At 60.4% G+C, this 25,214-nt stretch carries 17 protein-coding genes, 1 tRNA gene, 1 other RNA gene and 1 pseudogene; 5 read left to right on the plus strand and 15 right to left on the minus strand.

What is annotated here, in order from left to right; all coding sequences use genetic code 11:
• Nucleotides 1-5 precede the first annotated feature (5 nt).
• The 5 genes from HF675_RS22890 to HF675_RS22910 all read right to left on the minus strand — a co-directional run bounded on the left by HF675_RS22890 (nucleotide 6) and on the right by HF675_RS22910 (nucleotide 3,449).
• Nucleotides 6-133, minus strand: a non-coding RNA gene (locus HF675_RS22890) — RtT sRNA.
• Nucleotides 134-246: 113 nt separating this feature from the next.
• Nucleotides 247-323, minus strand: a tRNA-Pro gene (locus HF675_RS22895).
• Nucleotides 324-446: 123 nt separating this feature from the next.
• The gene (gene eptB / locus HF675_RS22900; RefSeq protein WP_105229300.1) at nucleotides 447-2,186 is read right to left on the minus strand and encodes a kdo(2)-lipid A phosphoethanolamine 7''-transferase; all 1,740 of its coding nucleotides are present in this window, start codon (nucleotides 2,184-2,186) and stop codon (nucleotides 447-449) included.
• A gap of 220 nt (nucleotides 2,187-2,406) precedes the next feature.
• Nucleotides 2,407-2,832: an organic hydroperoxide resistance protein gene (locus HF675_RS22905; RefSeq protein WP_105229299.1), complete on the minus strand. Its 426-nt coding sequence runs from the start codon at nucleotides 2,830-2,832 to the stop codon at nucleotides 2,407-2,409.
• Between the two features lie 158 nt (nucleotides 2,833-2,990).
• Nucleotides 2,991-3,449, minus strand: a complete 459-nt coding sequence (locus tag HF675_RS22910; RefSeq protein WP_105229298.1) for a MarR family winged helix-turn-helix transcriptional regulator — start codon at nucleotides 3,447-3,449, stop codon at nucleotides 2,991-2,993.
• Between the two features lie 111 nt (nucleotides 3,450-3,560).
• Here HF675_RS22910 and HF675_RS22915 point away from each other — a divergent pair, with 111 nt between their 5' ends.
• Together HF675_RS22915 and HF675_RS22920 are read left to right on the plus strand one after the other, a co-directional pair.
• The gene (locus tag HF675_RS22915) at nucleotides 3,561-4,166 is read left to right on the plus strand and encodes an HD domain-containing protein (RefSeq protein ID WP_105229297.1); all 606 of its coding nucleotides are present in this window, start codon (nucleotides 3,561-3,563) and stop codon (nucleotides 4,164-4,166) included.
• A gap of 301 nt (nucleotides 4,167-4,467) precedes the next feature.
• Nucleotides 4,468-5,217, plus strand: a complete 750-nt coding sequence (locus HF675_RS22920) for an NAD(P)-dependent oxidoreductase (protein WP_187043834.1) — start codon at nucleotides 4,468-4,470, stop codon at nucleotides 5,215-5,217.
• Nucleotides 5,218-5,224: 7 nt separating this feature from the next.
• Here HF675_RS22920 and HF675_RS22925 read toward each other — a convergent pair whose 3' ends face one another.
• On the minus strand, nucleotides 5,225-5,848 hold the full coding sequence (locus tag HF675_RS22925) for a histidine phosphatase family protein (RefSeq protein ID WP_105229295.1): 624 nt from the start codon (nucleotides 5,846-5,848) through the stop codon (nucleotides 5,225-5,227).
• Nucleotides 5,849-5,982: 134 nt separating this feature from the next.
• Nucleotides 5,983-6,591 (minus strand): helix-turn-helix domain-containing protein, encoded by a 609-nt coding sequence (locus tag HF675_RS22930; RefSeq protein WP_187043835.1) that lies wholly within the window; start codon nucleotides 6,589-6,591, stop codon nucleotides 5,983-5,985.
• A 43-nt stretch (nucleotides 6,592-6,634) separates the two neighbouring features.
• On the opposite strand from HF675_RS22930, the gene HF675_RS22935 reads away from it, so the two are divergent.
• Nucleotides 6,635-7,327, plus strand: a complete 693-nt coding sequence (locus HF675_RS22935; protein WP_160029198.1) for a B3/4 domain-containing protein — start codon at nucleotides 6,635-6,637, stop codon at nucleotides 7,325-7,327.
• A gap of 72 nt (nucleotides 7,328-7,399) precedes the next feature.
• Entirely contained in the window at nucleotides 7,400-8,002 is a 603-nt protein-coding gene (locus HF675_RS23905) for a hypothetical protein (protein ID WP_255427313.1), read from the plus strand.
• Nucleotides 8,003-8,040: 38 nt separating this feature from the next.
• Here HF675_RS23905 and HF675_RS24025 read toward each other — a convergent pair.
• Nucleotides 8,041-8,328, minus strand: a pseudogene (locus HF675_RS24025) (hemagglutinin repeat-containing protein); the annotation flags it as partial.
• Nucleotides 8,329-8,513: 185 nt separating this feature from the next.
• Here HF675_RS24025 and HF675_RS22945 point away from each other — a divergent pair.
• Nucleotides 8,514-8,684 (plus strand): SymE family type I addiction module toxin, encoded by a 171-nt coding sequence (locus HF675_RS22945; protein WP_187044789.1) that lies wholly within the window; start codon nucleotides 8,514-8,516, stop codon nucleotides 8,682-8,684.
• Between the two features lie 103 nt (nucleotides 8,685-8,787).
• Here HF675_RS22945 and HF675_RS22950 read toward each other — a convergent pair whose 3' ends face one another.
• From HF675_RS22950 to rfaQ, 7 genes are all read right to left on the minus strand, one after another.
• Nucleotides 8,788-9,354, minus strand: a complete 567-nt coding sequence (locus HF675_RS22950; protein ID WP_187043837.1) for a hypothetical protein — start codon at nucleotides 9,352-9,354, stop codon at nucleotides 8,788-8,790.
• A 251-nt stretch (nucleotides 9,355-9,605) separates the two neighbouring features.
• Nucleotides 9,606-10,019 (minus strand): hypothetical protein, encoded by a 414-nt coding sequence (locus HF675_RS22955; protein WP_054305991.1) that lies wholly within the window; start codon nucleotides 10,017-10,019, stop codon nucleotides 9,606-9,608.
• Between the two features lie 267 nt (nucleotides 10,020-10,286).
• Nucleotides 10,287-10,670 carry a hypothetical protein gene (locus tag HF675_RS22960; protein WP_054305992.1) on the minus strand — a complete coding sequence of 128 codons (384 nt, stop codon included), beginning with the start codon at nucleotides 10,668-10,670 and terminating at the stop codon, nucleotides 10,287-10,289.
• A gap of 6 nt (nucleotides 10,671-10,676) precedes the next feature.
• On the minus strand, nucleotides 10,677-20,420 hold the full coding sequence (locus HF675_RS22965; RefSeq protein ID WP_255427314.1) for a hemagglutinin repeat-containing protein: 9,744 nt from the start codon (nucleotides 20,418-20,420) through the stop codon (nucleotides 10,677-10,679).
• A gap of 56 nt (nucleotides 20,421-20,476) precedes the next feature.
• On the minus strand, nucleotides 20,477-22,207 hold the full coding sequence (locus HF675_RS22970; RefSeq protein ID WP_187043838.1) for a ShlB/FhaC/HecB family hemolysin secretion/activation protein: 1,731 nt from the start codon (nucleotides 22,205-22,207) through the stop codon (nucleotides 20,477-20,479).
• Nucleotides 22,208-22,575: 368 nt separating this feature from the next.
• Nucleotides 22,576-23,817: an O-antigen ligase gene (locus HF675_RS22975; protein WP_187043839.1), complete on the minus strand. Its 1,242-nt coding sequence runs from the start codon at nucleotides 23,815-23,817 to the stop codon at nucleotides 22,576-22,578.
• Between the two features lie 72 nt (nucleotides 23,818-23,889).
• Nucleotides 23,890-25,053 (minus strand): putative lipopolysaccharide heptosyltransferase III, encoded by a 1,164-nt coding sequence (gene rfaQ, locus HF675_RS22980; protein ID WP_105229290.1) that lies wholly within the window; start codon nucleotides 25,051-25,053, stop codon nucleotides 23,890-23,892.
• Between the last annotated feature and the right edge of the window lie 161 nt (nucleotides 25,054-25,214).

Raw genomic sequence — 25,214 nt, forward strand, 5'->3', positions numbered from 1 at the left:
TCGAATGGTGGTCGGCGAGAGAGGATTATGCGCATCAAAGATGCGCCCCCTTCGGGCGTTGCTGCGCAACGTGGTCTCGCTGCGCTCGGCTCAAACCTCCTTCGGAGGCTATTTCGCGCATCCTGCGCTCACCCTTACGGGCCAACGCTAACGCGTTGTTCAAAACTGTTCCCGACAGTTTTGTCTCATCCTCTATCCGCTACAGACGAAAAAAAACCTGCTTTAAAAAGCAGGTTTTTCGAATGGTGGTCGGCGAGAGAGGATTCGAACCTCCGACCCACTGGTCCCAAACCAGTTGCGCTACCAAGCTGCGCTACTCGCCGATGCGGGGCGCATCTTACTGCTGGCGCACAGGGGCGTCAATCACTTTTTCGCCCCGCCGTTGCAAACGGCGATAAAAGCGCCGAATCTGCCAAAAAAGCAGCGACGGCGCCCGGTCGGTCAGGTTACGGCTTGGCGACCGCGCCGGCAGCCGGCGCCGATGGAGCAGGCGTCGCCTTGGCCGATACCGGTGCCGCATTAGGGTTGTTGCACCAGTTATTCTTGGCGACGATACCGCCGTCCGGCGAGGTATAGCCCAGGCAGCCGAGAATGGTGTCAAACAGCTCGACGTGACGGTGGGATTTGCCCACCCGCTGCTGCGCCTGCAGACGCTCAAACGCGCTGCGGTTATGGTCGTCCGCCAGATATTTGTCCGAGGCCCAGACGATCATCGGCACGCGGAACTGCTCCGGCGGCGCCATCTCACGCGGCGTGCCGTGCAGGTGCGAGTTCTCGCCGATCGATTCGCCATGATCGGCAGCGTAGAACACGATGGCTTTCTTATCGCGCACCTGGTCAATCACCTTATCGATAAAGCTGTCGGTATACAGCACGGTGTTGTCATAGGCGTTGATCAGTTGATCTTTGGAACAGAAATCATCCACCCCCATGCACTCCGGCTGATAGCGCGCATAGCTGCGCGGATAGCGCTGCGAGTACAGGTAGTGCGAGCCTTTGGTATGCAGCACCACCAGGTGCTTGCCCTTCGGATAGCGCGCCAGCGACTCTTTCATCTCATCCACCAGCAGCATATCGTCGACCGATTTACCGTCATTGCGCTTCTCGGAGGCGATCATCTCGCGGAAGGAGTAGTTATTCACGTCGGTGTTGTTGTAGAACCATACCTCGCTCTGCATGGCGAACAGCTCGGAGGTAAAGCCCAGTTCTTTCAGCACCGCAAAAATATTCTGCTCTTTCAGCGTGCGCTGCGGGTTGTCCGAGGTGCCGCCTTCGCGCACAAACATGCAGCGCAGCGACAGCTTGGTCGAGGTATCGCAGGACTCGCCGCGGAACGCCACCAGGTTTTTCTCTTTCGACAGCTTCGGCGTGGTGTCACGCTCATAGCCCAGCATGCCCATATGGTCCCAGCGGGTGGTTTCGCCGATGATAAACACCACATAGGTATCATCGAGGCCGTCCGGCGCCACGTAGGTAAAGTGCTGCGCCGGGTCGAACATATTGGCGGCGTCCTGGCTTTCATCGTAGCGGGTATAGGCAAACAGCCCCAGCGCCGACAGCCAGTTGGACGGCAGGTAAGAGTGCGCCACCACGCCGCCATAGCTCGGCAGGTCGATATTGGTGATTTTCTCCTGCGCGGTCTGCTCTTTATCCAGCGTGCGCAGCGGCAGCCACACCAGCGCAACCACCGCCAGCAGCACCAGCAGCGGCTTCAGCCGCCGGCCCGGCGTTTTCAGCTGTTCAATCAGCGTATCACGCAGGTCGTTGCGCCAGATCAGCAGCAGCGGCAACGCGCTGACCACCAGCATCCACACCACAAAGTGCATGCCGACCACTTCTCTCGACAGATCGATATCCGTGGTCATCACCGACACGATAATGCCGTAGCCGATCACCACGTTGAAGAAGGTCATGTAATAGCTGGCCGCCACCGAGATCAATACCAGCAGCGAGGCGACGATGCGGTAAAACAACCGGCCGCCCAGCGATATCAGACGCATGATAAAGAAGGTGAACAGAACGATAGCAACAACTTCCGTTATTGCGGAAACAACCTTAATCCCCTGAATGCCGTGCGCAAATGAATCAAAACGACGATAAAAAACGGAAAGGTTTAAAAAGATGCCGATATAGATCGCTAACAATAACGATAAATTCTGCTGTGATAGCGATTTAACTTTGTTCATGCAACGCGGTAACTCCGGGGGACTTTTAAACTGTTCTGAAACCATTCAGACACTCAATGCGTCGGCAGGTTCAGCCGATCGACAATAAGCCCTATTTTTTAGTCGAGAATCAGGATGATTCTTAAGCAATGGGCGTGTTGCCGCTTCAGGACGCGGGGCGAGGCAGGAGAAAAAACAAAAAATGGAGGGTTTCCCCTCCATTGATCAGCGCTCGAACGCGTTATTTCACGTTTAATATAACATCAATATTGCCACGGGTGGCATTGGAATATGGGCAAACCACGTGCGCTTTCTGCACCAGATCTTCCGCCACGCTGCGCTCAACCCCCGGCAGACTGATATCCAACTGCACTTCAATGCCGAAACCGTTCGGGATTTCTCCGATGCCCACCGTGCCCTCAATGGCGGCATCGGCAGGAATTTTGACCTTTTCCTTCGCCGCGACGAACTTCAGCGCGCCGAGAAAACAGGCGGAATACCCTGCGGCAAACAGCTGTTCCGGGTTGGTGACCTCGCCGCCGGCGCCGCCCATCTCTTTCGGCACGCCCAGTTTCACGTCCAGTACGCCGTCAGATGAGGTAGCACGACCATCACGGCCGCCGGTGGCTTTTGCATGAGCGCGGTACACAACTTTTTCAATAGACATCTTTGCTTCCTTTTTTCGAGTGGGCCAACAGGCGTCGCCCGTCATAGATGCCGCGGCGCCAGATGAGCTCGCGATTAAATCGCACGCTATATACTTAACAGACTCATTTTCAGTTTAGCGCACGATCGACGATCGTGCGTGCTGCCCGCCACCCAGCGTTACACCTGTCCGAGCAGGTTGCCGCGCAGCGTTTCCAGCTGCTGCTTCAGGCTCTGTACGTCCTCCAGGCTACAGGCAGAAGCACACATCACCGCTTCCGGCACCGACTGCGCCTTGGCGCGCAGCGCACGGCCGGCGTCGGTCAGCGCAATAATCACCTGCCGCTCGTCGGCGGCGGCACGATAGCGCACCAACAGCCCGGCGGCCTCCAGACGTTTCAGCAGCGGCGTCAGCGTGGCGGAGTCCAGAAACAGCCGCTCGCCAATATCGGATACGGTGATCTCATCCCGCTCCCACAGCACCAGCATCACCAGATATTGCGGATAGGTCAGCTCCAGCTGGCTGAGCAGTTTGCGATACACCTTATGCAGCGCCAGGTTGGCCGAGTAGAGCGCGAAACACATCTGTTGATCGAGCTGCAGCGCGTTTTTTTCGTTGAATGTATTGTTATCTTTCATTGTTTAAACATATATAGCACACGATAAAATAGCAAGCTAACACCCGACGATTGTGCTATTTTTTTATTTACAGGAACGCATTTGCGTGCCACAGGACGGGAGGGAACAGCCATGAGCGCAACGCTGGTAGAACGTGCGCGCCGCTATGCCACCAAGGCGCATGCGGCCATCGATCAACGCCGTAAATACACCAATGATCCCTATATTGTGCATCCGCAGGCGGTGATGGAGCTGGTCCGCAGCGTTCCCCATACCGACGAAATGCTGGCGGCGGCCTGGCTGCACGACACGGTGGAAGACACGCCAACCACGCTGGCCGACCTGGAAAGCCGCTTTGGCCCGCAGGTGGCGGAACTGGTCGGCATGCTGACCAACGTCAGCACGCCCGGCAGCGGCAACCGTTACCAGCGTAAGAATGACGACCGACGCCACAGCGCGCAGGCCTCACCGCAGGCAAAAACCATCAAGCTGGCGGATTTGATCGACAACACCCGCTCGCTGCTGACCTACGACAGCCACTTCGCCCGCACCTATCTGATTGAAAAACAGCGCCTGCTGGAAGTCCTGACCGAAGGGGATCGCCAACTCTGGCAGCAGGCCCACCATATCGTCGAACAGGGGCTGGCGGCGCTGCTGCTGCCGCCGCACAGCGTACCCGCCAGTTGGTTTGAGCATGCGCGTCAGCGCTACCGCGACAGTGAACGCGCATCCGCCTGAGCGCCGGACAACACCCGCAAATAGATAAGCTTAACTAACTAAATAATCTGCCACCAGGCGTGCGCTGCCGGCGGTGGCGGAGAAATAACCGGGTGAAAACTCGGTATTTATATCCATACCCTGACGTAAAATAGCGTTATTTTCAGCCGTCTGTATGTAAAATATTTTACATCAGCGCGTTACCTATCCCTTCAGCGGTCTTACCAACAATAACCATCAGAATTATTAATATTATTCTGGACAAAAATACTTCATGGGATTATTACTGGACCAGCGTAATTTGCTTTAGGGATTAAAAGCCATGACGTTGCGTAATGAGATAGGACGTATCCTGATTACCGGCGCCGGAGGCCGGGTGGCCACCGTCTATCGACGGGCTATCGCCGGACGCCATGCGCTGCGGCTGGCGGAGCGCGATACCGCCCTCCTGACCGATATCGGCGCGCATGATGAAATCATCGCCTGCGACATCCGCGATCTGCAGGCCTGCCGCCGCGCCTGCGACGGCATCGACACCGTGCTGCACCTGGCCGCCGCCCCCTCGCCCGACGCCGATTTTTGCGGCTCGCTCAAAGACAACAATATCCTCGGCACCTTTAATATCTTCCGCGCCGCCAAAGACGCCGGCTGCCGGCGCGTGGTGTTCGCCAGCAGCGCGCAGGCGGTGGAAGGCTATCCGCTGGATTATCAGGTGCGGCCGGACGACGCGCCGCGACCGAAAAACCTGTACGGTGCCAGCAAGGCGTTCGGCGAAGGCATCGCCGCCTATTTTGCCTATCAGGAGGGATTATCCGCGCTGTCGGTGCGTCTCGCCAACTTCTGCACGCTGGAGCCGGGCCAGCAGGTCAGCGCCCGCGATATGAGCGCCTTCCTCAGCCACCGCGACGCTGCCGACCTGCTGGACCGCTGTATTCGCGTCGATGGTGTGCATTATGCGGTAGTGCACGGCATCTCCGACAACCGCTACAAACGGCTGTCGCTGGAGGAAACCTCCCGCCTGCTGGATTATCACCCGCAGGATGATGCTTTCCGTTTATTGGGGTTTGTCTGAGCGTTGCTCAGATCGGCGAGCGGCGCAACGCGCGTAAATGGCTGGCGATGCCCCAGTGCTGCAGCGTCAGCCCCTGACTGCCGGCTTCAACAATCGAATAGCTGCCGCTCAGATGGCCGTACTTGCTGGTTTCTTCTTTGGGGTTGGCGCCCTGTAACTGCCAGATCAGCGCCTGAATGGCATGGCCGTGCGTCACCACCCCGGCGGTGCCGCAGGAGCCGGCGGGGAAACTGCGGAAAAAAGACATCAGCCGCTGTACCACCTGCAGCGCCGACTCGCCCTGCGGCGCAGTCGCCGTCGGTTCGCCGGCAAAAATACGGGCGAAACCGCTTGGGTCGCTGGAGATGGCCTGATGGTAGGATTGGCCCTGATAACAACCGAAATGTTGTTCATAGAGGCGCTCATCGCTGCGCACAACGCACTTGCAGTGCGCCGCCAGCGCCTGCGCGGTGGTCATTGCCCGGCCGGAAGGAGAACTGAAAATCTGCGTCAGCGTGGTGTCTTTCAGCGCCGCCATCAGTGCTGCGATCTGGCGATAGCCATCGGCCGTCACCGGGCTGTCATGCTGTCCCTGAATGATCCCTTCGCGACTTCCCTGTGATTCTGCATGCCTGATGACGATAAAGCGCATAGCTCCCCCTCCGTGATGAAGGTTAACTATAGTTCATCGTGATAAAAGTGCTGGCTCACATATCACCAAATGTTTTACAAGCGGTAAATCACGGCAACGGCGGCGGCCACTACGGCCGCTATCACGTTATCAGGCTACTGATAAATATGGCGTTCCATCACCGTCATGGTGAACACCAGCACATCCGCGCCCTGATTGCGGTAGGCGTGCGGCACATCGGTTTTGGCGACGGCGGAGCTGCCCGCCGGCACCGTCAGCGACACATCGCCGACCTGCACGGTCAGACTACCGCTTTCAACATGCAGCAGTTCCGTGGTGCCTGCCGGATGCCCCTCTGAGGCAAAATCTTCACCGGGCTGCATGTCCCAGCGCCAGAGCTCCAGCATATCCGGGCCGCTGGTGCCGGCCAGCAGCCGGGCGCTGCCGCCCTGCGGCCCGCGCCACAGCGTGGGGATATCCTGCTGTGGGATCAGGTGCGCCTGCGGTTTACTGGCGACATCGACAATATCGGCGACGGACAGCCCCATCGCGGCGGCGATTTTGCACAAAATGGCGATGCTGGGGTTAGCCTGCGCTTTCTCCACCTCCACCAGCATGCCTTTGCTGATGCCGGCGCGGCGCGACAGTTCGTCGAGCGACAGCTTCTGCTGACGGCGAAACTCCCGGATACGCCCGGCGACGGCGGCGCTTACCGAGACGACATCGGCCCCCGCCTCGGTCGTTTTATTGACTTTTTTGGTCATTGGTCGCTAGTATGCAATAAATTGGTCATTACAGGATTATTCTATGCCTAGCGTCACCCCGTCAATCGATCCGCAGATTACCCGCCTTGCGCCAGCCTTCCGGGCGCTGAGCATTCTGGTGGAACCCGCGCCGGTACGCCACCCTGACGTCGGGGAAACCGCGCTGCAGCAGGCCTGCCAGGCGGTGATGGCCGGCGAGCCGACGTGGGCGGACGCGCATCTGGCGGCCTGGGATAACGTGTTCAAGGCATTCGGCGCCAAACCCAAACGCACCCCCTGTTCGGCACTGGCGCTGCGCAAACGCGTACAGCGCGACGGCATGATGCCCGCCATCGACCCGGTGGTGGATCTCTACAACGCGGTCAGCCTGCGCTATGCGGTGCCGGTCGGCGGCGAGAACCTGGCCGCCTACGCCGGTCAGCCGCGGCTGGTCATCGCCGACGGCACAGAGCTGTTCGACACCATCAAAGAGGGGCAGCCGGCCCACGAAGCGCCGGAAGCGGGGGAAGTGGTATGGCGTGATGATACCGGCGTCACCTGCCGGCGCTGGAACTGGCGTCAGGGCGTCAGAACCCGCCTGAGCGTGGAAAGCCCGCTGATGTGGTTTATCCTCGAAAGCCTGCCGGAGATGCCGCTCGAGGCGCTGCAGCAGGCCGGCGACGCGCTGATCCAGGGACTGGAGGCGATGATGCCCGGCGCGGCAGTCCAGCGGCAGTTGATCGGGCCGGGAGCGTAGTCAAGCATCCCCTCTCTGGCGCTGCTACACTTTTGTGGCGCCGAGATATTTTTCAATGAGAGGGAACGCCGCATGCCTTACCGACAATCAGCCAACAGCAATAAATGGTTCGGAAAACTGGCCGGAGTGCTGCTCGGCATCACCGCCTGCCTGCCGGCCCTTGCCAACGCCGCCCCGATAACGCTGACGCCGGACAGGCAAGACGCCTTTCGCTCCGCGTTTTATCAGGCCTATAGCGACAGCATGGAAAAAGGCGGTTGGACCAACGTCATCAAGGAAGGGCGAAAACCCAAATTACACATCGTCGATTGCGCCAACGATCTGTGCGTGGTCAATCTGATTGTCGACGCCGGGTTTGATGAACAGCCTTATCTGGTGCGCATCGGGGCCAACGAGACGTTCTCAGGCATGACGGCCGTGCGCTATTATGGCAGGGCGCTCGGCAAGGCCGCTTTCGTCACGGTTAACAACCGGCCTGCGATTTATGTCACCTCCAAAACGCATATGGGCACCCAGGCCGAGCAGCTGTTTGCCGTTGACGGCGAAAAAGTCGGCAAGATGCTGGCGCTGCGTACTTTCTCCGGGGAAAAAACCGAAAGCGAGCAAGGCGATCGGCACGCCTTGCAGCGGGCGGCGACGTTGAGCCGGCAAACTGTACCGCCGGTGGTTTTTTGATGTCGCGACAAGGTTAACGCACTGGCTGACGCTGCCCTCTTGCTGCTGTTTTTACCAGTCAGGACCTCGTTGTTCTTCGCCGACACCAGGTTCACATCCCGCGCCGCTTCCAGACTGACGTCCTTGCCCGCCTGCAGCTGGCTGCCCGTCACGTTGACGTCGCCCTCTCTGGCGCGGATGGTCAGGTTGTCGCCCGCCGTCAGGCTGCTACCCTGCGCGGAGCTCTGCCCGCTGTGCTGCACGGACTTGGAAGACTGGCTGCCGTAAGACAGGCTGATCCCCACCGAATTATTGTTCGACGGATCGTCACCCTTCGCCGCATCCATCCGCCCGGCCTGCACCGCCTGTACGCCGGACAGCGCCGCCTTGGTGCCCTGCAGCGCCTGCAGCCGGCCGCTGCTCTCTTTGCGCGTATGCTGGGCGGTGCTCACCGCCGTATTCAGCGCAACTCATTGATATGGCTTAGCAACATCATAAGTCAGAACCCGCCACACCCCAAGCCCGCAGACATATTATCGGCTATCGCCCCAACGGCGGCAGGCCCAACCCGCCCCCGCAGCTCACCCTCACCGGTAAATGGCTGGAGCCGCTGGGCTTTACCACCGGGCAGAAGATCGAGGTGATCACCGAACCTGGTCAGTTGATCATCCGCATAGCGCCAACCACGGAGGGGGACGTATGAACATCATTTTCACCCTCCCACTGATCCTTTCAATAACGTAACGGTTATTACAACGCAACAGCCCCGACTTGAAGCCGGGGCTGTTGTTTAATTCAGTATAATATTACGCTGCATCCAGTCCATTCAGTAAATCCCTGAACTTCGCCTCAAGCTCTGCCCACTTTTCATTGCTCAACGGCTTATCCTTGTATGCATGGTGAACTAGAGTCAAGAAGGTCTCTGTAACTCCACCGTGATTCTTGAGTAAATCATCAAGTTTCTTCTGTTTCCTCATCCATTCTTTGGAAGAAAGATCTTTTCGTTGCTCCCTGAGCACAGGTTCTGGATCTGATTGCAGCCGAGCGATTACATCTTTATCCATGTCGTAATACATCTGATTGGTTTTTTTGCCGCCAGCAACAACAGATACCGTACTTACATTGCGATGTTGGATTGGAATAAAATACTTTTTCTCCAGATCTTCGATGGCAGCAGAGAGACGTAATACTTCATAGTCAGCCGGAACATTATTACCCGCAGTCGTCAGCCGATCTCCACGCAGCAAGGAACACAGAACCACTACGAGTGAGTCCCGCATAGCGTTAATCTGCAACAACATGGCAGGATTTGAAGAGAACATGTTGCCTAATTCTGTACGGGCAACGGAGGGAGGGACTTCTAAAAGAGCCATATGGACACCTATTCTCTATTGATTTTAAACAATAAGACATTCAGGATGACCATTCGCAACACCCATGACAGCACCATGGTTAAAATTACTTAACCTGAAAATGCTAGCCAGAAGTACACTGTTGAGCCTAATATTAGGCACAACCTTTCGTACTACCTTTCTGGAATTACGATGGTCAGAGAAGGCAGGGTTCAGAGCAAGTCGCCAAACTATAGATCTGTTCCCTGCCTTTGCTTCCTTACATTGCCTTCCTACTCATCACCCAGCCTGAAGATAATCTGACCTTTCTCCATCTGCGTGTCTGAATCCTGTGAAAACTGTTTTTCTGATGCATCATCATCGTCCGACAGACGCGGGAAGCCAGGGCGCATTGTCAGGCGGATGGCACAAGATGAGTACTCTCCCGCTTTATTTTTCTGACCAGCCACAGCGAAACCACCGTCAGTAACTTTTTTTATCATCCATAACGAAGATTCTGCATCGTGAAGGATGTCAACGCGGTCACCAATGTTGATACCCGCTGCGTCCATCGCTGAACGGCTGAGACGGAAGCCCAGTTCAACAGCACCTGTCTTCGCCCGTTTGTTTTGTGTGACCGTGACGTGATTGCTCTGAGCTATACGCCCGGTCTTCGCTGCAATATTAGATAAAGAGACAAAGGCCATTTTCAATCACTCTCTTTTGGTTGCTAAATTTTTTATGTGTTTGGATTATAGATCGATCAATTTCACCGATTAAGCGATTAGTTTGCAGGTTTCGTTGTATTCACTTTTGCATAATTTCGTATATAAGTTTGTAATCAATTTTTGACTATATGGCTTAGCTCTGTCGACTGACTTGCATAAAAAAGCCCGGCTCAATGGCCGGGCTGCGATGACAGGAAGTGAACGCGTTTAGGTAACATTAACTCCAGTCACTTGCCGGAGATAATGTTACTTACTGATTGATATTGAAGGACTAATGGAGGCTAAGATATCTATAACATCGTCCACCGTCGAGAGCATATAATGAACGATTCCATCGTGCACATTACCATTTTGCTCATTAAACCATTCTAGATACTTAGATTTTTCAACGCGATAAAGCCCAGTAAGCATCTCCCCTTTCTGCTCTTCCTGCATTTTCAATAGGTCGCCTTCATCAGTCACTCGGAAGGAATAAATCCAATCGAACAACACCTTAACTTTGCTGCCTTCTGCATTATTCTCAGAAGAGAGAATCAGCTCAAGGGAACCAGAGGAATAGTGAAAATCCTCTAGTTGGCTATCTTGAAGAGAACCCTCAGAAAGGGGGATTTTAATCAATTTTTCAGTCATATATGGCTACTCGTCATACCTAAACTTGATCCTATTCTTCCCTGATTGGATCTCCAATGTTGGACGACCATCAGTGCTACGCTCACGTACTATAACCATTCGCCCATCAGGTAGCTTACCGACTCTTCCACCTGGTATGTCTTTAATTTCTGTAGGAGATAAGGCATCGAACTCCTTATTAGCAGCGTTACTACCGCCTGTTCTTTCAAAGAGTTTTGAACGACCTGTAGTCTCATTACCTTTCGATGATGTCGAGGTTAAATCCTCAACGGTAATATTCTGCTTTTCACTGTTCCGCGCATTCTCTTCATCCTCCGGCCCATGACCGCCCGGAGTTCCAGATCCTGCTCCACCCAACTCTGCTTTCTCTTCATCCGTCAGATCCTGCGCCACATTCGGTTGTCGCGCATTCTCTTCACGAGATTTGCTTGGGTCATAGCTCCCATCGTCAGCATCCCAGGCTTCATCAGCGTTGTTTGACGATTGACTACCATGGCCAACACCGCCCGCAACCACTGCGCCCTCTGCAACACCGCCGGCAATCGCACCCAGCAAGTTATTCTCAACCGCATTCTTCCCGGTCTGCGCCGCCGTCACGCCACCTGCAGTATCGCCCGTCGCCAGTCCGCCCGCAAGTCCTGCCGCCAACTGGCTCAGCGCGCTCACCTGCTGCTTCTCACTTTCACTCAGCTCGCTTGCCTTCTTGCCCGGGAACAGCTGGCCGGCGATATACCGTGCCGCCAGCTCGCCACCGCCGGCCCCCAACCCACCAGCGACCGCCGACTGGTTGTTCAACTGCGCGGTCACCGCCCCCAGCACCGCATGCGCCATCGCGTTCGCCGCAACGTTATCTTCACCCACCCGCTTCTTGATTTCCGTCGCCAGATACGGCGACGCGCCGCTTGCCAGCGCACCCGCCAGGTTGTTGCCCGCCAGCGCCGTCAGCGCCCCGGTCAGCGCCTGCGCCGCCTTATGCAGATCGCTGCCCGTGCCGTACTCCTTCATCGCCGCCTGGTACTCTTTCGTCTCCCGCAGCTCATCCGCACTCAGTCCCTGATGCTTTTCCTTCGCCGCCTTCAGCCCGATAAGATCGCCCTGCGTGCTGATGACGTCCATCGCCATACCGCCAATCTCGCCAATCAGCTGCGCTTCCCGCAGCCGGTTCTGCTCCTTCTCTTTATCAAAGATCGGCCCGATGCTGCCGTTGGCATTCTCCGTATCCCGGCTCAGTTCCGCCACGTCCTGCTGCTGTTTATCCTGCTCGCGAATGGCAATCGTCCCTTCGCTCACCGCCGCCTTGGTGGTGCCTTCCGCATGACCGCTGTTATTAGCACCCGACAGCATGCCGCCCGCCATGTTGGTCAGCAAATCTTTACCCACCGGGCCGCCGGTGCTCAGCGAACCGCCGCTGTGCTCGGCCTTAAAGTCCGCCTTGTTGTGGATGTCGCTCCACCCCAGCGTCCCCGTCTCCAGACGATTCTTCTCCTTGTCCGCCGTACTGGCTAACACTGCCCCGTCCAGCTGGGTGTGCTCGCCCACCTTGACATCAAAACCGCCCTTGCCGGCAAAGATCCCCGTCTGCTCCTGCACGCTGTCGTAGTTGCTGTGCAGTTTGTCGCGGCTGGCGCTCAGGTTCGCTGAACCGCTGCCCGCACCGATCGGCACGCTCACCCCGCCGCTGACGCTGGTCTGCTTCGCGTCATAGCGATCGCTGTCCTGCTGGCTCTGCAACGTCAGGTTGCGCCCGACGTCCGCACTCACCTGCTCGCCGCTCACCTGCGCGCCCTTCAGCGTGGTGTCGCGCCCGCTGTGCAACGTGACTTTGTTGCCGCTGTCTATAGTGGTCTCGTTCCAGCTGGTGCCATCACCGTGTTCCGAACCCTTGCTCGAGTTGGCGTTGGCGAAGATGCTCAGGCCGCTGTTCTTGCCCACGCCCAGGCTCATCCCCACACTGCCGCCGCTGCTCTTGTTGCTGCCCTCGGTCTTCTGCATGTTCGCCGCGCCGCTCAGCAGCAGATCGCGCTGGGCGTCCAGCGTCACGTCACCCCCGGCCTTCAGCTGGCTGCCGCCGATAGCAATATCGCCGCTGCCCGCCTCGCCGTGTTTGCCCGTGGCGGTCACCGTCAGGTTATTACCGGCATTCAGCGTTGAGCCGCTGGCCATGCTCTGTTCCTGCTTCTGCGTCGACGAAGACTTCTGGCTGCCGAGCGATACGCTCACCGCAAAGCCGCTGCCTTTTTCACCGTCTTCCAGTCCGACCCGCTCATTGGCCTGCATCGCCTGTACGCCGGACAGCGCCGCCTTGGTGCCCTGCAGCGCCTGCAGCCGGCCGCTGCTCTCTTTGCGCGCCTGCTGGGCGGTGCTCACCGCGGTATTCAGCGCGCTGCCCACCGCGCCCGACAGCGCCACGCTCAGCCCGCTCTGTTTGGTCTCGAAGGTTTCCGTACGGGTGCGCTGGTCATAGCCCGGGTCGATCTGCACGCTGTCGCCGCTCAGGGTCATATCCTTGCCGGCCACCAGATCGGCGCCGCCGATATGCAGCTGCTTGCCCGCCGTGATGTTCACGTTGCCCTGATTGCTGCCCACCGTGCTGACGCTCTGGCTCTGGGTGGTGCCCTTCTCGTCAATCTGATGCCGGCTGGACTGGCTGCCGATGGTGAAGCCCAGCCCGCCGCCGCTCAGCAGCCCTTTCTTTTTCTTCTCTTCCAGCAGGTAGTGCGCGTCGGTCTCGGTGGCGGCGGAAATATCGACGTTGTTGCCCGCCTGCAGGTTGACGTCATGGTCTGCGACAACCGCCGAGCCGCTCACCGTCAGATCGTTGCCGGCGCTGATGCTGATGCTGTCGCCGCTCAGCAGGCTGCCCTTCTCGCGCGTCACCCGGTCGTTTTTCACCGTGCGGCTGCTCTGCTTCTTCAGGAAGCCTTTCTTCTCGGAACGCTCTTCCGAGTACGTCGCCTCGCTTTCGGTGGCGCTGTTGAGCATGACGTCATTTTTCGCCTGCAGGGCGATCGCCCCGTCGTCGCTGTGCAGCGTGCTGCCGGTGACCGTCACATCCCCGTCGCGCGCCACCACCGTCACGCCGTTCTGGCCGCTGAAGGTGCTGCCCAGCGCCTCGCTGCGCGAACTCTCTTCCTCGCGCCGGCTCTTGGTCTTGCCGACCCGTTTGTTCTCGCTGTCGCGGTCGTTAACCTGCTGCCGCGCCTCTTTGATGGTCACGTTCTGCCCGCTCAGGCCGATGCGTCCCTCCTGGCTGTCAACCTGCGCGCCCTCCGCCAGCAGGTTGTTGCCCGCCGTCAGCGTCACGCCCTGGTCGCCGCTCAGGGTGCTGAGCAGCAGACGCTCTTCCTCACGGCTGTTGTTCACCGACGAGGTGCGGCTGTCAGCCTTCAGGTTGGTGCGGTTGGTGGTGCTCTCCGCCAGCAGCTTAACGTCGCCGCCCGCTTGTACACCGAGCTGGCCGCCGGCCTTGGCCTGGCTGCCCTGCAGCGTAATATCCTGCCCGGCCTTCAGCGTCAGGTTGTTGCCGGCGCTGAGCGTGCTGCCCAGCGCCTGCTGCCACTCGCCGCTGACCTGCGCCATCCGCGAGCCGGCTTCTTCCAGCCCGCCGCTGGTGCGGTTGCCCATCGCGCCGGAAATCACCTGCAGATCCGCCGTGTGGCTGCTTCTGGCGGCGCCGATCTCCAGGTTGTTACGCGCGCTCAGGCTCAGGTTGTGCGTCGCGTCCAGCTTCGCCCCCTGCAGACGGATATCGCCGCCGCTCAGGCTGATGTCATTGGCGCTCATCGACGCCTGGCGCAGCGCGTCCTGCAGGTTGGTGCTCATGGTCAGGCTGTCTGCCTGCACGTTGATGCGGTCGGCGCGGATATCGCCGCTCTGATGCATAAGCTGGCCGGCGTCGATGGTCAGCGCCTTATCGGCAAACAGGTTGCCGGCGTTGTGGATGCTGTCCGCCGACAGCTGCAGCTCGCCGCCGGCGATCAGCGCGCCGTCGCCGTTCAGGCGCAGCGTGTTATTGGCCAGATAAACCTTCGGCACCCATACCGTCTGCGGGCCATTGGCGGTCTGCACCGTCTCACTCACCAGCCAGACGATATCCTGCGTCAGCGCCGCAATCTGTTCAGGACGCAGCGCCACGCCCGGCACCAGTTGGAAGTCCTGCGCCACCTTGATGCCGTTGTTCATCAGGCGCTGGTACTGCGCCATCGCGTCTTCACCGCGCACCGACGGCCGGCCGGTCAGCTTCAGCATCTGCTCGCGCACCAGGCGCTGCTCATAGAAGCCGTCACCCAGGCGCTTATGCACCTGCGCCGGGTCGTAGCCCACCCGCTGCAGCATATAGTCGCTGCTGATAAATTTGCTGCGGCTGGTGAAACGCTCGTCGGTCACCACCAGATACGGGCTGTCCGCTTCCAGATGCTGACGGAACAGGCCATTGTCCGGGATCGCGGTCGCCACGTCGCCCAGATGCTGCTTGTCGGTCAGCGCCAGCTCGCCCGGCGTCAGCGGCCGGCCACCGGGGGTCAGCTGCGTATCGCCGGACTGCCACTCCACGCCGTCAACCGTCACCGCCAGCGGATTGCGCTCCAGCTCCGCGCGTTCGGCCTCCGCCGCCTTCTGCGCCGCCTCCACGCTGCCGATCTGCGCCTGGTTGACCGTGGTGTTCTCAATGCTGGCGCCGCGAATGGCGACGCTGCCGTTGCCGCTGATAATGCCGTCAATGGTGGTCAGCGCCGTGGTCTCGTCGCGGTTAAACGTCGGGTACCAGTGGTGGGTATCCTTGTCATAGTGATCGACGATATATTCCTGACGCCGCTCATTGACCGAATAGCCGCGGTTGATCACCTTGCCGTCGCCGTCAATCGTCAGGTTGCCGTTGGCGGCGATGGTGCTGGCGTCGTTCAACAGCTGGCTGGCGATACGCAGCACCATATTGCCGCCCGCCAGGATCTGCCCGCCGATGCCGGCGGAAACCAGCCGGTCGCGCGTGACCGTGCCGGTGGTGGTGCGCTCGCGGAAGTTGCTGTAATCGGTAACAAAAGGCGCGTTGATGATATCGAGGTGCTTTTCCGGGTCCCACTGTTCCAGACGCCCGCGATCGTGCTCGCGCCACACCGTATTGTGGTACGGCGTCGGCACGCTGTTCTGCCGGAAGCCGCGCGTCTCGTAGAAGGTCATGGCGTAGCCGCCGTCGTCGTTCGGCTTCAGCGCCAGGTAGTTTACCCAGACCTCCAGCATCTCTCCCTGCGCGCTTTTTACCCGCACCTGCGCGCGTTTGCCCGCCGGGTCAATCGCCAACAGAGTGCCGTAAGGGTTGCTGTCCGCCGCCGCGTCATCACGGAACGTCAGGTTCTGCGTGGTCGGCGCCATGGTCTCTTTGTCGGGGTTGACCTTGGAGCCGTAAGAACGCCAGTAGTAGTTGTAACGGTGCCACTTGTAGTCGCTGCTTTCCGCCTCGCGCTCAATCTCCAGCCCTTCACGCAGGTTGTCCAGCCGCTTGGCCTCCACCGTCACGTCGCCGTCCGCCTCGATATTGCTCGCCCGGTTCTCAATCAAATCGCCGCTGCCCAGATGCAGGCTGCCGGCGCTGTAGATCAGGCTGCCGTCACGATTGGTCAGACGTTCGCCGGCCTGCAGATGCAGCCGCTCGGTGGCGGCGATCACCGCATCGCGACCATGGTTGTCGATGGTTTTGCCGCGCAGCGTGATGTCATCGCCCATCACCGTCGCCAGGTTATCCAGCGTGTCGGCGTCGACCGTCATGCTGTCGGCTTCCAGCCGCCCCTTGTTCAATAGCGCGCCGGTCGTCAGCCGCAGCGTTTTCCCCACCAGCGAACCCAGGTTAGTGATATGCGTGCTGTTGACGGTCAGGCTGCCCGGCAGCAGCCACTCTGTCAGGTTGGTCAGGCCGCCGGCCAGCGTCAGCGTCAGCGCTTCGTTGCTGCTGAGCGTATCGCCGGCGCGCTGGGTGTAATCCTGCTGCAGCGAGAGTGTCAGCGCCTGCTGGCTCAGCAGCGTGCCGCCCTGGTTGTCCAGCGTGCCGGCGTCCACCGCCAGCGTGGCGCCGCTCTGGATCAGCCCGCCCTGGTTCAGCAGCTTCAGGACGGAGACGGCGCGCTGTTCGCCGTTAATCGCCAGCGCGCCGTTGGCCACTATGCGCCCCTGCTGGTTGTTCAGCGTATCCAGCAGCGACAGCGTCAGCGAACCGGCGCTTTGCAGGCGGCCGCCGCCGTTATCCAGCGTCTGCGCGCTTACGTCGGTATGCGTCGTGCCCATCAGCAGGCCGCCGTCGCGGTTGTTCAGGCCGCTGCTCTGCAGCGACAGCCGATCCTGGCTGGTAACGGCGCCGCCGCGGTTATCGATCTGCACCACCTCCAGCCGTTGGACGCCGGTGGAAACCAGCTGCCCGCCCTGGTTGTTCAACTGCTGGCCGCGCAGCGTCAGCGCCTGACCGCTGTGGATCTTGCCCTGCTGGTTATTCAGCAGGTCGATACGGTAGTCGCCGTCGCCCTGACCAATCAGCGTGCCGTTCAGGTTATCCAGCCGCCCGGCGCTCAGCGCCAGCGAGCCACGGCTGCTGAATACACCTTCGCGGTTCTCGACCTGCTGCGTGCTAACCTGCTGCGCGCCGTTGCTTCTGATCGCGCCGCGGGTATTGTCCAGCAGCCCCAGGATCCGCAATGCCACCTGCTGCTGGCCATCCAGCGTGCCGCCTTCATTGAGCAGCGACTGCGCGTCGAGCTGTAGCTGCTCCCCGCTCTGCAGCCGCCCCCGGCGGTTATCCAGCGCGCCGTTCAGGTTCAGCCGCATCGCCCGCTGGCTGTAAAGCAGGCCGCCCTGCTGGTTGTCCAGGCTCTGCGCCGCCACGCTGAGCGCATCGCCGGCCAGCAGCTGACCCGCCGCGTTGTGCAGCGTGCCGGCGGCCTCGTCCGCGTTCGCGCCGCGCAGCGCCAGCTGCCCCTGCGCGCTGAGCTTACCGCCGCGGTTATCCACATCCTGGCCGATATGCAGCACCAGCGCCCCCGCTGACTGAATGCTGCCGCGCTGGTTGTCCAACGCGTCGCTCGCCAGCTGCGCATCCTGCTGGCTCTGTACGCTGCCGTCCCGGTTGTCAAAACGCCGGGCGACGGCGGACCAGCCGCCCTGGCTGCCCATCCAGCCCTGATGGTTCAGCAGATCTTCCGCCCGCAGGGTCTGCGACAGCTGACTGAAAATCTTGCCGTTGCCGTTATCCAGCTGGCGGGTAAACTGCATATCCAGCGCGTCCAGCGACTGCACCGCGCCGCCGGCGTTCAGCAGGCTGCCGGCGCGCACCCGCGTCATCCCGCCGCCAAGCAGCGTGCCGTCCCGGTTATCCCAGCCGCCGTCCAGACCCAGCGTCAGCGCCTGTCGGCTCTGCATCAGTCCCTGCTGCCGGTTGCTCAGGCTGCCGCCCTGCAGTGACAGATCGCCGTCGCTGAGCACCTTGCCGCCGTCGTTGTTCAGCCGGCTGCCTGCAGCGCCCTGCCAGCTCAGCCCCTGCTGCGCCGTTAACAGCCCGCCCTGGTTGCTGACGTTGCCGGCGCTGTTGAGCGTCAGCGCGCCGCCGGACTGCAGCCTGCCGCCGTCGTTATTGATCTGGCGGGCGGTAACGGTCGCCCGTTTTCCGCCGGTAGCGCGACCGCCGCGGTTATCCCAGTCGCCCGCGCTGTTAACCGTTAATTCTTCGCCCGCTTCCAGCAGCCCCTGCCGGTTGTCCAGCCCTTCGTGTGCCGTTAGCTGCAGCCCGCGCTGGCTGACCAGCCGGCCCTGCGCGTTGTTCAGGCTGTGCGTCGTCAGCCTCACCCCTGCAGCGTTGATATCGCCGTCGCGGTTGCTCAGCGCACCGCCGGCGTTCAACATCAGCTGCCGGCCGGCCAGCAGCTGACCGCGATCGTTGTCGATCCCCGCCGCCGAGGTAAGATCCAGCGCCGACTGGCTCTGCACCACGCCGGCCTGGTTATGCAGTTCACCCGCCGTCAGCGTCAGGCTGCCGTTGCCGCCCAATACGCCGCTGCGGTTATCCAGCAAGCCGCCGATCTGCCAGCGCTGAGCTGCGTCATCCAGCGCCACCAGACGCCCGCGCTGATTATTCAAAGACGCCGCATCCAGCTGCAGCCGTCGGGCTTCGATGCTGCCGTCGCTGTTATCCAATGCGCCGCCCAGCGCGAAACGGCTGTCGCCGTCCCCGCTCTGCGACCAGATCGCTCCTTGTCCGAACAGGTTATTGCCGCTGACGTCCCAGCGCCCGGCCTTGATGTGCGCCTGCTGCGCGTCGATATCGCCCGTCGCGCTGAGCGCCAGTTCCCGGCTGTCCACAGTGGCCTGCCGCAGCGCCACGCCGCCTGCCGTAGCGCTGACTTCCGCACGGCGCGCGCTGAGCGTCGCCTGGCTGAGATCGGCCTGCCGGCCGCTGACCTTCAGCGTTTTCTTACTCAGTAATTGACCGCTTGCCTGCACCTCGCCCTGGCTGGCCAGCGTCAGATCCGCCTCGCGCACCAGCTGGCTGTTAATATCGCTGCCGGCCAGCAGGTTGCCGCTGCTGCGGATGCCGCGCGCGGCGTTAAGCCGCACGTCGCCGGCCGCCGCCAGCGTGCCGGACTGGCGCAGCTCGCCGTCACGGCTCTGCACCGAGAGCGTGCCGCCGCTGTGCAGCTTGCCGTGGTAGTCAATGTCGTCGCGGGCGGCCAGTTGGATATCGCCGCCGGCCTGGGTGACCGCCTCCTGTTTTGCCGGCTGCCAGCTCAGTTTGCCTTCGCTGCTGACGGTCAGCGTTTTGCCCGCCTGCAGATGGCCGCCCTGATTGCGCACGCCGACGCCCGCTTCGGTGCCGATCATCTGGATATAGCCGCTGTACATGCCGCCCATCTGGCCCATATCGATCGCCAGTTCCGGTTTTTTATCGTCGGCAGCCAGCGGCGTCGCCGTGTTGCCGTCGGCGCTGACGCGGTTGCGTCCGGCCACCACCTTCAGCCCCTGTTTGGCCCATACGCCGGCGTTCACTTCCACCGCGCGCGCCAGAATATCGACATATTCAGTGTCATGCCGGGCGTCACCATTCAGGCCGCCGCCCTCGATGCGCACCATGCCGCGCTCCACCTGATAACCGCCCAGACTGCCGTCGGCGTTCAGCTGCGGTTTGCCGGTGGTCAGCGTCATGCGCCCGGCGTTGATGGTGCCGCAGCCGTTACAGACGATCCCCGCCGGGTTGGCGACGATCACCTGCGCCCGGCCGCCGGCCACTTCCAGGAAGCCGCGCAGCTGGCTGGGGTTATTGCTGTTGACTTCGTTCAGGATCACCCGCGCCGGCGCGCCGTTGGGGTTCAGGTTCGGGTTGCCCTGGATCATGCCCCCCAGTTGGGTTGAGGTCATCGTCGCCGAGTTATTGAGAATCGCACCCTGCCGATCGACGTCGAACTGTTGGTATTTGTTATGCGACACCCCGGCCTGGTTGGGCGCGGTGATATTGACCTGTGGCAGCCCGTTCTGGGTGGCGATCACCTCAGGGCGCTGCCCCGCCGGGCCATCGGCCACGATGCCGCCCGCCCAGGCCGGGCCGGTGAACAATGCCAGCCCCAGCAGCCACACCGCCCGGCGCACCGTCACCCACAGGCGCGGCGCATGCCCGCCGCGGCTCTGGCCGGGCTCGGCGCTGCAGCTGCGCGCCAGTTCGGAAACCACCCGCAGCTCCCCGTGGGTGCGGCTAAAAATCAGGCGATAGCAATGTTTATTCATGAGTCACGTCCGTGTAAAAGATCCATCCAGTGAACAGCCCGCGGCCATCCGGCAGATTAAATTTCCAGATTGACGCTGAAGCCGGCGGTGGCGCCCGAGGTGTGGAACGCATCCGGCTTGCTCAGCGGTACGCCGGCGAACAGGTCATAGCTGAAGCGCCTCCACAGCGCGCCGCGCACGCCCAGCGCCGCCCCCGTCAGCTGTTTGCCGACCAGCCGACGCGCGCTGGGGCCGCCCACGCGGCCGTAGTCCAGCGCGGTATACAGTTCATGGCCGCGCGACTGTACGTTCCACGCCAGTTCGTTGCGCCACACCATGCCGCGCTCGCCGGACAGCGACAATTCACCGTCGAAGCCGCGTACGGTGTAGCGGCCGCCGATCGCCATCCGCTCCTGCGGCGTCAGGGCGTTGGCGCTCCACTGACCGCGCAGGCTGGTGTAATAGCGCCAGGGCTGCTGCCCCAGGGCGAATGGCTGGTTCAGGCTGACATCCCCCATGGCGAAGCCGACGCGGGCGCTGCCGCTGTGCATTGCCTCTTCCGGCGCCGGTTTGGCGCCGAAGGCCCCGGTGCCGCGGTGCCAGTTGAGGTTGGCGTCCAGCGTGGCGCTGCCGAGGTAACTGCGCTGGTTGAGGCCAAGTTCCCAACCGGCGGTGCGACGCTCCTGGTTATCAATGTTGTAGCCGTCGACCGCATTGGTGGCATGACGACGATAGGCGCGCATATTGAGCGTCAGCTTATGGGACTGGTTACGAAACAGCAGGCGGGACAGCGTCAGCTGCAGGTTTTCGCTTTTACCGCTGTAGCTCAGCACTTCGTTGGCGTTGGGGATATTCTGGTGATAGGTGTAATCGTTATAGTTGGCGGCCAGGCTCCAGTAGCCGATCGGGAAAACGTAGTTCAGCGTATGTGAGCGGTTGCCGAACGGCCCGTGTTCGAACAGGTTTTTGCCGATATTGGCGTAAAACAGATCGTTTTGGGCAAAGGGCGCGTCAATCGCCAGCGTGGCGGATCCCAGATAGCGGCCGGTGCTTTTCGAACCGCTGTCATCCAGCCCCAAGCTCAGGCGCACCGGGCGTCCCTCCTTCCAGCTCACCAGCAGGTCGCTGGTCGCCTCTTGTTCGCCGGGAGCGATTTTAATATCGGCCTCGACGCTGGGCACACGCTTAAAATTCTCCAGCCCCTGCTCAATCGCACGCAGGTTGAGGATATCACCGGTCGACGCCGGCAACGCATTCCACAACCGCCCGCGCCAGGAGACACCCTCCTCAAAACGCACGCGGGCAATGCGGCCAGGCTGTAGCGTCAGCGTCAGCACGCCGCTGGTCAAATCCTGCTCCTGCGCCATCACCCGGGTGGTGACATAGCCTGCGGCCAGAATGCGGTTCTGCACCTTGTTGATCGCCAGCACGATGCCCTGCTGGCCCAGACAGCGGCCTTTGGCGTCTTGCGCCGCGTCCAGCGCCCACTGAAAGCGTCCGGCCGCTTCGCCAATCAGTTGCAGACGGTTGATGGTAAAACAGGGGTGTTCATCAGACGGGTAATCAGGCAGCGCGACATCGGGGCGGTTCAGGCGTACGTCGCTGTGCGGCGCATTCTGCTGCTGCAGCGCGCGTTCACGCTCCTGCTGGCGCTGCTGTTCCTGCGCGTCCCGCGCGGCGGCATGTTGTAATACACCGTCCGGCGTCGGCGCACCGAGCGTCGGCATGGAGAGCGTCAACAATACGCCGGCGAACAGCGGAACAGGCAGCGCCCGTCGCCATAAAAGCGAGGATAAATTCCCTTTCATGCTATGAATTCCGTTTCATAAATTTATATCCGACGCATTATCCACCCAGCTTATCAAAAATCAAGTAATGCCTTAGTAGTAATAATGATATTTTTAGAAGCCCCTAATTTATTATTTACGTTTTCAATGAATTACTACGCAGAACCCTCATGACGAACCGGACAATAAATATAAATAATCTTAAATTTAAATTCTCATCGGATAGTCAGAAGAATTCATTCGCTAATCAATTATTCTATTTATTTACTATTAAGCACTATTTATTTTCATATATTAAAATATGACCTCCCGCTCACACTTTCTCCGCAGAGAGGCGTAAGCGGGCCATTGTTCCTCACGGTTTTTAAATGCGGGGCAACATGACGAAATTAGCCCCTCTTATTTGCAGGGTGACTATTCTTATCCGCCATCTCCCGCGGCATCACCGCCCACCCCGCCAGCAATGCCGCAATCACCACGAACAGGTGCCCTTCGGAAGAATCCAGCAGGAACGAGTTAAACAGATGACAGGCCATATAGCTGCACAGCACCGCCACCAGCAGGTTACGACGCTGCACCGGCTGTCGCCAGGCCACACGATAGCAGCACCACATCCAGCCAATAAATAACGCCAGGCCCAACAGGCCGTTTTGCACCATTTCCAGCAGATACTCATTGTGCGGATTATGCACGCTGTAGCCGGTCTCCGCGTTGCCGTACCAGAAACTGCCGGCGCCGTTGCCCAGCAGCGGCGCCTGTTGAATCAGCCGCCACGATTCGCGGGCAAAGGCGGTGCGCTGCCCCATCGAGTTATCGCAGGCTTGATAAGCCGTTGCTGCGGGGGCCAGCACGCAATGCCGCACCTGCTGCACCCCCAGCGTCAGTCGCTCCATCGCCAGATTAGGGATCAGCGCCAGCATCGCGACGGCCACGACGCCGCAGGCGATAACGGCCACCCGCTGCCGTCGGCGCAGCGTCAGCAGCAGCCAGATCCCCATGCCGACCACCAGCGCCACATAGCCGGTTCGCCCCTGCACCATCAGCAATACATTGGCCGCCGCCAGCAACGCCAGCGCACCGTACAGCCAGCGGCGCATACCGTGGCAGGCAAAGGCGCGCGTCAGCCAGACCAGCGCGGCCAACGCCATAAAGACATTCTGGGTAATTTGCAGCTTAAACACCGTCGGGTTGTCAGGGCTGATGCCCCAGCGCGTCGCCAGTCCGGCGCCGCCGGCCAGGCTGATGGCCAGTATCAGCGCATTGGCCCACAGGAAACCGCAGAGAAAATGCGCCGCCAGGCGGCGGTCGGCCAGAAAAAACAGCGCCAGCGGCAGCACATACAGTAACTTTTTATACTTGCCGACCATCGACGCCCCATACGCATGGCTGTGCGTCAGCAGCGACAGCGCCAACAGCGCGAACATCAGCGCCGGCAGCCATACCAGCGGATGAACCGCCAAAGCCCTCCACTGACGGCCATCCCGCTGCCACAACAGGCAGACCACCGCCAGCCCCAGGGCGACATTCATCAGGAAGTTGGAGGTCGGCAGCGATGCGCCAAGTAACAAGGCCGTAAAGGCGAATAATCGTTGCCGGTACTGCGGGACAGTAAGAGCAGGAACAGAAACCATAGTGAAATACTCATCGCAGAGAAGAAAAACGTGGCGCAAGCGCCATAGAGAAACGACGACGCACCAGCGTCATCAACCCACAGAAGCGGGCGCATCCGACGGCGCCAAATGCCGGTCGACCGCCCGTATCACATCGCCGGGCGGGATCGCGGCCAGATAGCGTTCTGCCGTCGCGGTATCCACTGCTTCCGGCGGCGGCAGCGGCCGGTAATCACCGGCCCACAGCAGCGTGTGCGATGCCTGCCACGGCGCCCACTGCGCCAGATTGCTGGGGCCGAACAGCACTACGGACGGCGTCTGCAGCGCGGCGGCCATATGCATCGGCACCGAATCCACGCCGATAAACAGCCTGGCGCGGGAAATCAGCACCGCCAGTTCCGGCAAGTCCAGCCGCCCCGCCAGGTTAATCACCCGCTGCGGTGAGATGCAGCCGGCCAGAATGGCGTCGATCATCGCCGCCTCTTCGGCCGAGCGCCCGCCGGTGAGCACCACCGTCTCACCTCTGGCGGTCAGGTGATTGATCACCTCGCTGAAGCCGGCCGCCGTCCAGGTTTTGAACGCCCAGCGCGCCGCCGGCTGAATCAGGACAAAATTCCTGAGCCGGTAATGGCGGCCAAGCCGCTCCACGTCATCGATATCGCACTGTCGCCAGGATTGCGTCACGCGCGTGACCTGCGTCGGCAGCGCCAGCGGCGCCAAAATGCTGAGGTTATTGAGCACGGTATGTTGCCGCTCATGCCCCTCGGTATCGACCAACAGAGAATGACAACGCCGCCACAGCCGGTTGTTACGCTTCGGATAGGCGAACCCAAGGCTGAAAGTAGGTTTGAGGAAGCGGCAGTACAGCGCCGCACGCCACTGATCGGAGAGGTTGATGACCAAATCATAATGCCCGGTGCGCAAGCTGTTCCACAGCGCGTACTCGCCACGGTATTGCGCCTTCAGCCCCTGATGTTTGAGGCTGCGATCCACGGTATAGGCCAGATAAACATCGCGGTTGCCGGCCAGCATGGCCTCGGTACCGTCATACACCAGCACATCAATCAGCGCGTTGGGATAATTCGCCCGCAGCGTACTGAGCAACGGCGTCGTCAGTAATACGTCGCCAAAGTGCCGCAGTTTAATCACCAATATGCGCTGCACCCGTTCACGGTGTAATAAAACATTGGGGAGACGACTATCGGGCAATAACGCCTTATGAGGAGAGTTAAATACGGCGTGGGGGTGACTGCTCATAATTCGTCGTCTCAGGAAAAATGCCACGGGCTTTACTTTCGCACCTATGTCGAAAGAGCGAATACACAAGAAAAATTAACACCGAATAAACAACGATGCCGGCACGCCGGGAAGGATCGTCAGCAAAAAAATAGCGGCAAAGCCCTACAGCGGCGATCCGC

The sequence above is a fragment of the Serratia sp. JUb9 genome, from assembly GCF_014298095.1.
Lineage (GTDB): Bacteria > Pseudomonadota > Gammaproteobacteria > Enterobacterales > Enterobacteriaceae > Serratia_B > Serratia_B rhizosphaerae.

What these genes read in the sequence shown, in the direction of transcription:
- HF675_RS22905 (WP_105229299.1), bottom strand. Translation starts at nt 2,832, where the DNA reads ATGTCTATTGAAAAAGTTGTGTACCGCGCTCATGCAAAAGCCACCGGC.
- HF675_RS22930 (WP_187043835.1), bottom strand. Translation starts at nt 6,591, where the DNA reads ATGACCAAAAAAGTCAATAAAACGACCGAGGCGGGGGCCGATGTCGTC.
- eptB (WP_105229300.1), bottom strand. Translation starts at nt 2,186, where the DNA reads ATGAACAAAGTTAAATCGCTATCACAGCAGAATTTATCGTTATTGTTA.
- HF675_RS22925 (WP_105229295.1), bottom strand. Translation starts at nt 5,848, where the DNA reads ATGCGCTTTATCGTCATCAGGCATGCAGAATCACAGGGAAGTCGCGAA.
- HF675_RS22955 (WP_054305991.1), bottom strand. Translation starts at nt 10,019, where the DNA reads ATGGCCTTTGTCTCTTTATCTAATATTGCAGCGAAGACCGGGCGTATA.
- HF675_RS22960 (WP_054305992.1), bottom strand. Translation starts at nt 10,670, where the DNA reads ATGACTGAAAAATTGATTAAAATCCCCCTTTCTGAGGGTTCTCTTCAA.
- HF675_RS22975 (WP_187043839.1), bottom strand. Translation starts at nt 23,817, where the DNA reads ATGGTTTCTGTTCCTGCTCTTACTGTCCCGCAGTACCGGCAACGATTA.
- rfaQ (WP_105229290.1), bottom strand. Translation starts at nt 25,053, where the DNA reads ATGAGCAGTCACCCCCACGCCGTATTTAACTCTCCTCATAAGGCGTTA.
- HF675_RS22920 (WP_187043834.1), top strand. Translation starts at nt 4,468, where the DNA reads ATGACGTTGCGTAATGAGATAGGACGTATCCTGATTACCGGCGCCGGA.
- HF675_RS22935 (WP_160029198.1), top strand. Translation starts at nt 6,635, where the DNA reads ATGCCTAGCGTCACCCCGTCAATCGATCCGCAGATTACCCGCCTTGCG.
- HF675_RS22915 (WP_105229297.1), top strand. Translation starts at nt 3,561, where the DNA reads ATGAGCGCAACGCTGGTAGAACGTGCGCGCCGCTATGCCACCAAGGCG.
- HF675_RS22950 (WP_187043837.1), bottom strand. Translation starts at nt 9,354, where the DNA reads ATGGCTCTTTTAGAAGTCCCTCCCTCCGTTGCCCGTACAGAATTAGGC.
- HF675_RS23905 (WP_255427313.1), top strand. Translation starts at nt 7,400, where the DNA reads ATGCCTTACCGACAATCAGCCAACAGCAATAAATGGTTCGGAAAACTG.
- HF675_RS22970 (WP_187043838.1), bottom strand. Translation starts at nt 22,207, where the DNA reads ATGAAAGGGAATTTATCCTCGCTTTTATGGCGACGGGCGCTGCCTGTT.
- HF675_RS22910 (WP_105229298.1), bottom strand. Translation starts at nt 3,449, where the DNA reads ATGAAAGATAACAATACATTCAACGAAAAAAACGCGCTGCAGCTCGAT.
- HF675_RS22965 (WP_255427314.1), bottom strand. Translation starts at nt 20,420, where the DNA reads ATGAATAAACATTGCTATCGCCTGATTTTTAGCCGCACCCACGGGGAG.